8 protein-coding genes are annotated in these 10320 nt (G+C 73.8%); all 8 read left to right on the forward strand.

Translation table 11 applies throughout. From position 1 onward, the window contains the following. Nucleotides 1-9: 9 nt before the first annotated feature. The 8 genes from ACESM1_RS21900 to tssK are packed head-to-tail and all read left to right on the forward strand — an operon-like array spanning nt 10 to nt 10293. Entirely contained in the window at nt 10-813 is an 804-nt protein-coding gene (locus ACESM1_RS21900) for a type VI secretion system accessory protein TagJ (RefSeq protein ID WP_372623337.1), read from the forward strand. Continuing rightward, nucleotides 806-1516 carry a type VI secretion system baseplate subunit TssE gene (gene tssE / locus ACESM1_RS21905; protein WP_372623338.1) on the forward strand — a complete coding sequence of 237 codons (711 nt, stop codon included), beginning with the start codon at nt 806-808 and terminating at the stop codon, nt 1514-1516. Before ACESM1_RS21900 ends, tssE begins: the two co-directional genes overlap by 8 nt. Further along, entirely contained in the window at nt 1513-3405 is a 1893-nt protein-coding gene (gene tssF / locus ACESM1_RS21910; protein WP_372623339.1) for a type VI secretion system baseplate subunit TssF, read from the forward strand. Before tssE ends, tssF begins: the two co-directional genes overlap by 4 nt. Beyond that, the gene (gene tssG, locus ACESM1_RS21915) at nt 3369-4469 is read left to right on the forward strand and encodes a type VI secretion system baseplate subunit TssG (protein WP_372623340.1); all 1101 of its coding nucleotides are present in this window, start codon (nt 3369-3371) and stop codon (nt 4467-4469) included. The genes tssF and tssG overlap by 37 nt, the downstream gene beginning before the upstream one ends. Next, nucleotides 4466-7090 carry a type VI secretion system ATPase TssH gene (gene tssH / locus ACESM1_RS21920; protein WP_372623341.1) on the forward strand — a complete coding sequence of 875 codons (2625 nt, stop codon included), beginning with the start codon at nt 4466-4468 and terminating at the stop codon, nt 7088-7090. The genes tssG and tssH overlap by 4 nt, the downstream gene beginning before the upstream one ends. Next, entirely contained in the window at nt 7077-8489 is a 1413-nt protein-coding gene (tagH, locus tag ACESM1_RS21925) for a type VI secretion system-associated FHA domain protein TagH (protein WP_372623342.1), read from the forward strand. The genes tssH and tagH overlap by 14 nt, the downstream gene beginning before the upstream one ends. Then, nucleotides 8486-8950, forward strand: a complete 465-nt coding sequence (tssJ, locus tag ACESM1_RS21930; RefSeq protein WP_372623343.1) for a type VI secretion system lipoprotein TssJ — start codon at nt 8486-8488, stop codon at nt 8948-8950. Before tagH ends, tssJ begins: the two co-directional genes overlap by 4 nt. Then, nucleotides 8947-10293 (forward strand): type VI secretion system baseplate subunit TssK, encoded by a 1347-nt coding sequence (gene tssK, locus ACESM1_RS21935; protein ID WP_372623344.1) that lies wholly within the window; start codon nt 8947-8949, stop codon nt 10291-10293. The genes tssJ and tssK overlap by 4 nt, the downstream gene beginning before the upstream one ends. The last annotated feature ends 27 nt before the right edge of the window (nt 10294-10320 follow it).

A 10320-nucleotide genomic window follows, 5' to 3' on the forward strand; every position in this document is an offset into this window, starting at 1 on the left:
TGCGCGCGCATGACCGAGCCGGCCCCCGCACCGCGAGCATTGCAGGAGGAGATCGTGGCCGCGGCCGCCGCGATCCGGGCCGCGCCGGGGGCGCCCGCGCCGCGCATGGCGCTGTTCCAGCTTTCCGCCGTCGTCGGCGACTGGACGCGCGCGCGATCGCAGCTCGAGATGCTGGTGAAGCTGGATCCCGAATACGCGCTGTTCGCGCATGTGTACGGCCGGCTTCTGGATGCGGAAGTCGTGCGGCAGCGCGTCTTCGCAGGCAGGGAAAAGCCGGTGGCGCTCGGCGAGCCGCCGGCGTGGTTGGCCATGCTGGCGGAGGCGCTGCGGCTGGACGGCGAAGGCGCGCCGGCAGAGGCGCGGGAGCTGCGTGCCCGCGCGCGGGCTTCTGCGCCAGCCCGCGCGGGGAGCATCGGCGAGGAGCGCTTCGCCTGGCTGATGGATGCGGATCCGCGGCTCGGCCCTGCGCTGGAGGCCGTAGTGGAAGGGCAGTACCGCTGGCTGCCGCTCGACCGGCTGGAGGAACTGCGCGCCACGGCGCCGGGCGCGATGCGCGACCTGGTCTGGCAGCCCGTCACCTTCCGCCTGGCGGCCGGGCGAGAACTCGGCGGCTTCGTGCCGGCGCGGTACCCAGATACGGAACGGGAGGCGGAGGACGCGGTCCGGCTGGCGCGTGCGACGCGCTGGATCGAGCGGGACGGCGAGCAGTGCGGGCTCGGCCAGCGTATGCTCGCCAGTGACCTCGGCGACCACGCCTTCCTCGATATCCGCCGCCTCCGCTTCGATTCCGAGGAGGCGGCGACGGATGGCTAGCGCCTGGCCGAAGGAGCGGCTGCAGCCCTCGCTGTTCGATCGGCTGGGCGACAGCCTGGCGCCGGAGATTGCGCAGCTTGCGCAGGATCGCGCGGCGCTGGACCGGCTGCTGGACGCGCCCGGACGCGCGGCGCTGGCGCGGCTGCTGCAGGAGGAAGGCCGGCCCGGTGAGGAGGGAATGGCGGCCCTCTCCAACCTCGGCGAGGAAGCGCGCGCGCTGGTCGAACGCGTGCTGCAGCTGGAGCGCGCGCGGCGGCGGGAGATGCGCAGCGCAGTGGTGCTCTCGGCCGCGGCGCTGCGCGAGGCGGTGCTGCGCGACCTGCTCAGCCTGCTGAACACCACCGCTACGGAGGCCGATCCAACGGTCGGGGACGCCGTGCTGGCGCCGTTCCCGGCGGTCCGCGCGAGCGTTCTGAACTACGGCATCCCTGGCCTCGCCGGGCATGTGCGCACGATGGACGATCTCGTCGCGCTGGCCCGCGAGATCGAGCGCGCCATCGAGTGCTACGAGCCGCGGCTGCGCCAGGTCCGGGTGCGCCCGGCGCAGCCACCGGCGGGCGGCGGCGCGCTGGCGAGCCCGGTGGACCTGGTGATCGAGGCGGAACTCTGGGGCTATCCCGTGCCGGAGCACCTGCTGGTGCGCACGATCCTCGACCTCGATGCGGGCCATGTGGCGCTCGCCGGGCCGGAGCGCACGGCATGATCCGCGATGCGCGCTTCCTGGACTACTACGAGCAGGAGCTGCGCTTCGTGCGCGACCTGGCCGGCGAGTTCGCCAGCGATCATGCGCGCATCGCCAACCGCTTCGGGCTGGATGCGGACAGCTGCGCGGACCCGCATGTGGAATGGCTGCTGGACGGCTTCGCCTTCCTGGCCGCGCGCGTGCAGCACAAGCTGGATGGCGACGGCGCGCTGCTCTCCCAGCACCTGCTGGAGATGATCTACCCGGACTACCTGGCGCCGACGCCGGCCGCCGGGATCGTTGCGCTGGAGCCGGCGCCGGATGCGCCGCCGCTCGAGAAGGGCTTCGCCGTGCCGCAGGGCAGCCGGCTAGTGAGCCGGATCGTCCCGGGCGAAGCCAGCCGCTGCATCATGACCACCGCGCATCCCGTGACGGTCTGGCCGGTGGAGATCGCAGAGGCGCGCTATCTCTCCGCAGCGACACTGGCGGCGCAGGGCATCGCACCGGCGGGGCGGGTCCGGGCGGGGCTGCTGCTGCGGCTGCGCACGCGCGGCGGCGTGGCCTTCGCAGGCCTTGCGCTCGACCGCCTGGTGCTGCACCTGGCGAGCCGCGACCGGGTGGCGCAACTGCTCTACGAGGCGCTGGTCGGGCACGGCTGCGGGATGGCGGGCCGGGCGGAAGGCGACAAGGCGGCGGCACCGGTCGCCGGCGGGCGCGTCTCGCGTGTCGGCTTCGCGGAGGAGGAGGCGCTGTTCCCGCCTTCGCCGCGCGGCTTCTCGGGCTTCCGGTTGCTGCGCGAGTATTTCGCCCTGCCCGACCGCTTCCTGTTCGTGGCGCTGGAGGGGCTTCAGCCGCTGGTCCGGCGCGTATCGGGCAGCGGGATCGAGCTGCTGGCGCTCCTCGACCGGTTCGAGCCGGCGCTGGACGGGGCGGTGACGAAGGACCAGTTCACGCTCTTCGCCACGCCCGCGCTCAACCTGTTCCCGCGCCGCGCCAAGCCGATCCTGGTGGAGCCGTACGAGGACGAGCACCACGTCGTGGTGGACCGCGCGCACCCGCTGGACCACGAGGTCTTCTCGGTCACGCGGGTCACGGGCTTCGGCGCGGATGGACGGGAGAGCGCAGCATTCGGCCCGTTCCACGCCGCGCCGGCCCGGGAGGCGCCCGGGTCCGGCGGCTACTACACGGTGGAGCGGCGCCAGCGGCTGCTCGGCGCCGCGGAGGAGCGCGCGCGCTCGGCACGCTCCGCCCATCTGGGCAGCGAGGTCTGGATCCAGCTCTGCGACACGCAAGGCGGGAAGCTGCAGCGCGAGTTGAAGCGGCTGGACGTGGAAGTGCTCGCTTCCAACCGCGACCTGCCGCTGCGCCTGCCGCTGCCGGCCGGCGAGATGCATTTCACGGTGGAAGGAGGCGGGCCGCTCGCCGGAGCCCGGGTGCTGGGCGGGCTGACGGCGCCGCGCCCCTCCCCGGCGACGATGGCCCCGCCGGGCGGCGGGATCTGGGGCGACGTGGCTTGGCGGCTGGTCGGGCACCTGGCATTGAACCACCACTCGCTGGTGGATGGGCGCGGCGCGGAGGCGCTGCGCGGCATGCTGGAGCTCTACGGCGCCGATGCGGAGCCGCAGCTGGCCCGGCATGTCGAAGCGGTGCGCCATGTCGCTGCGCGCACGGTGACGGGCCGGCTGCCAGGCGGCGGTCCGATCGCCTTCGGGCGCGGGCTGGAGGTGACGCTGGAGCTTGCCGAGGCAGCGTTCCAGCAGGGCGGCGCCTTCGTCCTGGGCGGCGTGCTGGAGACTTTCCTGAGGCGGCACGTCACGCTGAACAGCTTCATCGAGACGGTGCTGCGCACCAGTGAGCGCGGGGAGATCATGCGTTGGCCGAGCCATACCGGCAGCCGGCATCTCGCCTGAGCCCGGACGCCGCCGGCTCGGTCGGGGCGTCCCGCGCGGAGGCGGCGGATCTCGCCGCGCTGATGGCGGCGCCCGAGCGGTTCGGGCTCTTCGCGGCGCTGCGGCTGATCGAGGCAGCGCATCCGGACCGGCCGCGCATGGGCCGTGCCCGGCGCGCGCAGGACGAGCCCGTGCGGCTCGGCCAGCCGCCGCACATGCATTTCCCCCCTGCCGAGATCGCCGGCTTCGCCGGCGGGCAGGCGGGACGCGCGCCGCGGCTGCTGACCTACGCGTTCGGGCTGTTCGGCCCGCAGGGGCCGCTGCCGCTGCATGTCTCGCGCGAGGCGCTGACGCGTGCGCGGCAGAACGCGGACCCGGTGCTGGCGGATTTCTGCGACGTGTTCCATCACCGGATGCTGGCGCTGTACTGGCGCGCCCATGCCGGCGCGCGGCCGGCGGTGGAGCAGGACCGCCCCGCCGAGAACCGCTTCGCGCAGCGGCTGCGCGCGGTGGCGGGCATGGCAGGGCCGGGCTTCCGCGGGCGATCGGCGCTGCCGGAGCGGTTCATGCTGTTCGCGGCCGGGCTGCTGGCGATGCAGACCAGGCCGCCGGAAGCCCTGGCGCGGCTGATCACGCTCTACTTCGCGGTGCCGGTGCGCGTGCAGGAGTTCGTCGGCGCCTGGCTGTGCATCCCGGCACATGCGCACACGCGCCTCGTGAGGGGCGAGAGCGCGCCGCGCCTCGGCCAGGGAAGCGTGGTCGGCACGCGTGTCTGGGCGCGCCACCACCGGTTCCGCATCGTGCTGGGGCCGCTCGGGCTGTGCGACTTCCTGCGTTTCCTGCCGGACGGCGACTCGCGCGCGAAGCTGGATGCGATGGTCGCAAGGGTGCCGGGGCCGGAGCTCGACTGGGACGTGCAGCTCGTGCTGCGCCATGAGGAGGTGCCGGTGCTGCGGCTGGACGGCACGGCGCGCCTGAACTGGACGAGCTGGATCGCCGCGCGGCGTCCACGCGCGCAGGACAGCGACGAGGTGGTGCTGCCCGGCAGCGCCAGCGGCCATACGGAAGCGGACGAGCGCAGATGACGACCATCACCCGCGACGTGGTCTTCGGCAGGCTCGGCAGCGTCGCGATGAAGACGCTGCAGGGCGCCTTCGAGTTCGCGCGCGCGCGCGGCGACGGCTACATCGAGCCGCTGCACTGGCTTTCGATCTGGCTGCGCACGGATGGCTGCGACGTGCCGCTCATCCTCGACCGGCTCGGGGTGCAGCGGGAGGCGCTGCTGGCCGATGTCGGCCGCGCGCTGGAGCGTCTGCACCGCGCGCGCTCCTCGCATCTCGACTTCAGCCGGGAGCTGGAGCTGGCGATCGAGCGCGGCTGGATCAGCGCGAGCCTGGTGTTCGGCGGCGCGCGCATCCGCACCGGGCATCTGCTGCACGGCATGCTGGACGACCCGCAGCTGGCGCGGCTGCTGTTCGACATCTCGGGCGCCTTCCGCACGCTGGACGGCACCGCACTCGCCGCGCGCTTCCAGGAGCTGACCCGCGGCTCGACCGAGGAGGCGGATGCAGTGCCGGCGGAGGCGCCGGCCGGCGCACCGGCCGCCGCGTCGCTGCCAGGGCAGCGCGAGAGCGCGCTGGCGAAGTTCACGCGCGACATGACGGCCGATGCGCACGCCGGCCGGATGGATCCGGTGCAGGGGCGCGACAAGGAGGTGCGCACCGTCATCGACATCCTGATGCGGCGGCGCCAGAACAATCCCATGGTGCTGGGCGAGGCCGGCGTGGGGAAGACCGCGCTGGTGGAGGGGCTGGCGCAGCGCATCGCAGGCGGCGACGTGCCGAAGCCGATGCGCAACGTGCGCCTGCTTTCTCTCGACGTCGCCGGGATGCAGGCCGGCGCTTCCGCGCGGGGCGAGTTCGAGAGCCGGCTGAAGGCGGTGGTGGAGGAGGTCGCAGCCTCCGACCAGCCGATCGTGCTGTTCATCGACGAGGCACACACGCTGATCGGCGCAGGCGGCGCGGCCGGCACGGGCGATGCGGCCAACCTGCTGAAGCCGGCGCTGGCGCGCGGCACGCTGCGCACCATCGCGGCGACCACCTGGGCCGAATACAAGAAGCACATCGAGAAGGATGCTGCGCTGATCCGCCGCTTCCAGGTGGTGCAGGTGGACGAGCCGGACGAGAAGGCGGCGGTCGAGATGGTGCGCAGCGTGGCCTCCACGCTGGAGGGGCACCACGAGGTGCAGATCCTGGAGGAGGCGCTGGGCGCCTCCGTCAAGCTCTCGGCGCGCTACATCCAGGGACGGCAGCTTCCGGACAAGGCAGTCTCGGTGCTCGACACGGCCTGCGCGCGCGTCGCGATGAGCCGGGAGGCCACGCCGCCCGGCGTGGAGGATGCGCGGCGCCGCATCGCCGACCTGGAGCGCGAGCAGGCGGGGCTGGGGCGCGAGCGCCGCATCGGCCTGCCGCATGCGGAGCGCGAGGCGGCGGTGGGCACGCAGATCGAGGCGGCGCGAAAGGAACTGGCCGGGCTGGAAGCGCACTACGCCGCCGAGAAGGAGGTGGTGGAGAAGCTGCTCGCGCTGCGGGCGGAGCTGCGCGACCGTGCCGAGGGCGATCCCGAGGCACTCGCCCGTGCGCAGGCGCTGCAGGAGGAACTGGCGAAGCTGCAGGGCGAGGCGCCGCTGGTGCTGCCGGCCGTGGACGGCCAGGCCGTCGCCGCGATCATCGAGAGCTGGACCGGCATCCCGGTGGGCCGGATGCTCGCCGATGAGATCGCGGCGGTGCTCGGCATGGCGGCGGCGCTGCGCGGGCGCGTGGTGGGGCAGGACCATGCGCTGGACGAGATCGCGCGGCGCATCGAGACGGCGCGCGCGGGGCTGGAGCACGAGGGGAAGCCGAAGGGCGTCTTCCTGCTGGTCGGCCCCTCCGGCGTCGGCAAGACGGAGACCGCGCTGGCGCTGGCCGAGCAGCTCTTCGGCAGCGAGGAGCACGTCATCTCCATCAACATGTCGGAATTCCAGGAGGCCCACACCGTCTCCACCCTGAAGGGCGCGCCCCCGGGCTATGTCGGCTATGGCGAGGGCGGGCGACTGACCGAGGCGGTGCGGCGCAAGCCCTACAGCATCGTACTGCTCGACGAGGTGGAGAAGGCGCACCCCGACGTCCACGAGATCTTCTTCCAGGTCTTCGACAAGGGCTGGATGGCCGATGCGGAAGGGCGGCGGATCGACTTCCGCAACACGCTGGTCATCCTCACCTCGAATGTCGGGTCCGACCAGATCATGCAGCTCACCGCCGATCCGGAGCTGCGGCCGGAGCCGGAGGTGCTGGTCAGGGAGCTGCGCCCGACGCTGCGCAAGACCTTCCCCGCCGCGCTGCTCGGGCGGCTCACCGTGGTGCCGTACTACCCGCTCAGCCAGGAGACGCTGGACCAGATCATCCGCCTCCAGCTCGGCCGCGTCGCCGGGCGGGTGGCGCGCAGCCGTGGCGTTCCCTTCACCTACGAGCCGGCGGTGGTGGAGCTGATCCGCGGCCGCTGCACCGAGACGGAGAGCGGCGCGCGCATGGTGGATGCGATCCTGACCGGCACGCTGCTGCCCGCCGTCAGCCGCGAGATCCTGATGCGGCTGCGGGAGCGCCGGCCACTGGCGCGCGTGCATGTCGGCGCCGCCGATGGGCGACTGACCTATGCCTTCGACTGACGAACGCGCGGACAGCCTCAGGCTGCTCGTACTCACGCTGGAGGAGACCGGCGAGAGCCGGGAGCTGGCGCGCGGGGAGCTTTCGGTCGGGCGCGGGCCGGACAGTGACTGGGTGCTGAAGGAGAGCGCGCCGAAGCCGACCGTGTCGCGCCGCCACTGTCGCTTCGCCAACGGGCCGGACGGTGCGAGCGTCACGGATCTGGGCAGCACCAACGGCACGCGCGTGGATGGCCGCGCACTGGTGCCGCGCGTGCCGGTGCCGCTGCGCGGCGGCGAGGCGCTGGAGATCGGCCAGTGCCGCCTGCACGTGGAGCTGGCGGAGCCGTGGCGGCGCGGCGCGCCCGGGCTGGCGGTGCCGCCGCTCGGCCTGCCGCGGGGCCCCGGCGCGCCAGGCCTCGAGCTGCCGCCCCCTCCCCTGTTGCGCCCGGGCGCGCCTGACGATGCGGGCACGCTGTTCGGCCGCGGCGGCCCGGCCGATCTCTTCGCCGTGCCGGAAGGAACGCCGCTGCCGGGCACGATGCAGGAGGATCCGCTCGCCGGCGTGTTCAGTGCCGAGCTGCGGCCTCTGCCGCGCGGCGCCCGCGCCGTCGCGCCGCCGGAGCAGGCGCCGCCGTCCGAAGCCCCGCCGCAGATGGAGGCACTGCCCCCGCGTGGCCCCGTGCCGGAGCCGCAGCGCACCACGCCGGAGTTCCAGGATCCGCTGGCTGCCTCCGAGCCGCCGGCCGAGGCGCGGAAGCCTGCGGGCGAGGCGCCGCGACAGCCCGCGGCCGAGGGCAGCGCGCTGCTTGCGGCCTTCCTGGAAGGTGCGGGGTTGCGGCCGGCCTTCGCGGCGGGGCGCGACCCGGAGGCCTTCCTGCGGGAAGCCGGCACCGTCTTTGCGCGCCTGGCCAACGGGGTGCGCGAGCTGCTCGCGGTGCGGGCGGCGATCAAGGACCAGACCGGCGTCACGCGCACCCAGATCAGCGCCGCGCTGAACAATCCGCTGAAGCTCTCGGTCACCGGGCGGGAGGCGACGGCGGCGCTGCTGGGCGCGCGCGAGGAGGGCTACCTGCCGCCGGCCGCGGCGGTGGATGCCGCCTTCCGCGACCTGAAGGCGCATGAGCTCGCGCTGCTGGAGGGCGTGCAGTCGGCCGTGGCGGAGCTGTTGCAGCTCTTCGACCCCGAGGCGCTGGAGCAGCGGCTGGAGGAGGAAGGGCTGCTCGCGGCGATCATGCAGGGCGGGCGGCGCGCGCGGCTGTGGGAGCTCTACGAGGACCGCTACGAGGAGATCGCGAAGGCCGCGCGCACGCGCTTCCTCGGCCGCATGGACGATGCCTTCCGCGAGGCCTATGCCCGCAAGGCGGAGCAGGTCGCGACGCACCCCGGGCCGGACGAGCCGCGCCAGGAGGGCCGGCGATGAGGCGGCGCGCATTGCTGCTCTCGCCAGGCCTCGCCGCGGCGCTTGCCGTCGGCTGCGGCGGCCCGCCGCCGCCGACGCAGGTGGCGCTGCAGCTGCGCGCCGGCGCGGACGTCAACCCCGATGCCGCGGGCGCGCCCAAGCCGATCCGCGTACGCATCCTGCAGCTGGCGGGCACCTCCGCGTTCTCGCAGGCCGACTACTTCGCCATCGACTCCGATGCGGCGAAGGCGCTCGGCGCCGACCTGCTCGGCAGCGAGGAGGTGGTGGTGAGCCCCGGAGAGACCGTGCCGGTGCAGTTCGAGGCGAAGCCCGGCACGCGCTTCGTCGGCATCGTCGGGTCCTACTTCGCCTATGACCGCGCCGGCTGGCGCGCCTGGGCGCCGGTGCGGCCGAACGAGGACAACACCTATGCCGCGACGCTCGGTGCGACCGGCCTGACGCTGGTGGAGGGCGCGGCATGACGCATCCCGGCCGCGTCGTCTGGTCCGAGGGGATGCTGCTCCGCACGCAGCACCTGCAGCAGCAGGATCGCTGGGTTGAGGCGCTGATGCGCGCCTGCACCCTGGGCGCGCGGCAGCATGGCTGGGGCTTCCGCGAGCTGGAGCTGGAGCAGGGGCTGCTGGCGCAGGGCAAGATCGCGATCCGCCGCGCGGTGGGCGTGATGCCGGATGGCACCGCCTTCGCGCTGCCCGACGAGGGGCCGTGCCCCGATCCGCTGGAGATCCCGCCGACGGCCGCACAGTCCGTGGTGCACCTGGCGTTGCCGGTGCGGCTTGCCGGGTCTGCCGAGATAGATCCGGTCGGGCACCAGCCGACCGGTGCGCGCTACGCCGCGCGCGAGGTGGAGATCCGCGACAGCGTTGCGGAGGCGGATGCAGGCTCGGCTCCGGTGCACATCGCGCAGCTCCGCTTCCGGCTGCTGGCGGACGATGCGCCGCGCGACGCCTATGTGCACCTCGCCGCCGCGCGCGTGGCGGCGGTCGGCACCGACCGCGCGCTGCTGCTGGATGCGGAATTCCCGGTACCTTGCCTGCGCTTCGGCGCCTCGCCCTGGCTGGTCGGCGTGGTGGAGGAGCTGGTGGGCAAGCTCGAGAGCATCGCGCGGGAACGCGCGGCCTTCGTCACCGGGCGGCGCCCGCAGGGCGCAGGCGATCTGGCGGACTTCCTGGCGCTGCTGGTCTGCAACCGCTACCTGGCCGGCGCGCGGCACCTGGCGGCGCAACGTGCGGCGCATCCGGAGGAGCTGTATCTCTGGATGCTGGAGCTGCTGGCCGAGGCGACCAGCTTCTCCACCGGCGACGCGGTGGCGCCGGCGATCGAGCCCTATCGGCACGCCGAGCCGTGGCTCGGCTTCCGCCCGCTGGTGATCGAGCTCCGGCGCGCGCTGCTGGAGCTGGCGCGGCCGGACCGGCGCGCGGTGCAGATCCCGTTGCGCCTTTTCCCCAGCGGGGCGCGCGCGGCGGAGGTGCAGGACCGCGCCTTGTTCGAGGATGCCTCCTTCTACCTCGCCGTGCAGGCGCCGCACCCGCCGGATGCGATCCGGCAGCGCCTGCCGGGCCAGATCACCATCGGACCGGCGGAGGAGCTGCAGGCCATGGTGCGCTCCGCCGTGCCGGGCATTCCGCTGCGCCACGTTCCGACGGTGCCGCGCGAGATCCCGGTGCGTCGGCAGATGGTCTATTTCGAGCTCGACCGGAACAACGAGTTGTGGCGGCGCCTGCCGAGATCGGCGGGGCTCGCCATCCACGTCACCGGCGAGCTGCGCGAGGGGATGGAGATGGAGTGCTGGGCGGTGCGCGGCTGACGCCGCGACACCGAAGGGAGCATGCGT

This window comes from Falsiroseomonas sp., assembly GCF_041690465.1.
Lineage (GTDB): Bacteria > Pseudomonadota > Alphaproteobacteria > Acetobacterales > Acetobacteraceae > Falsiroseomonas.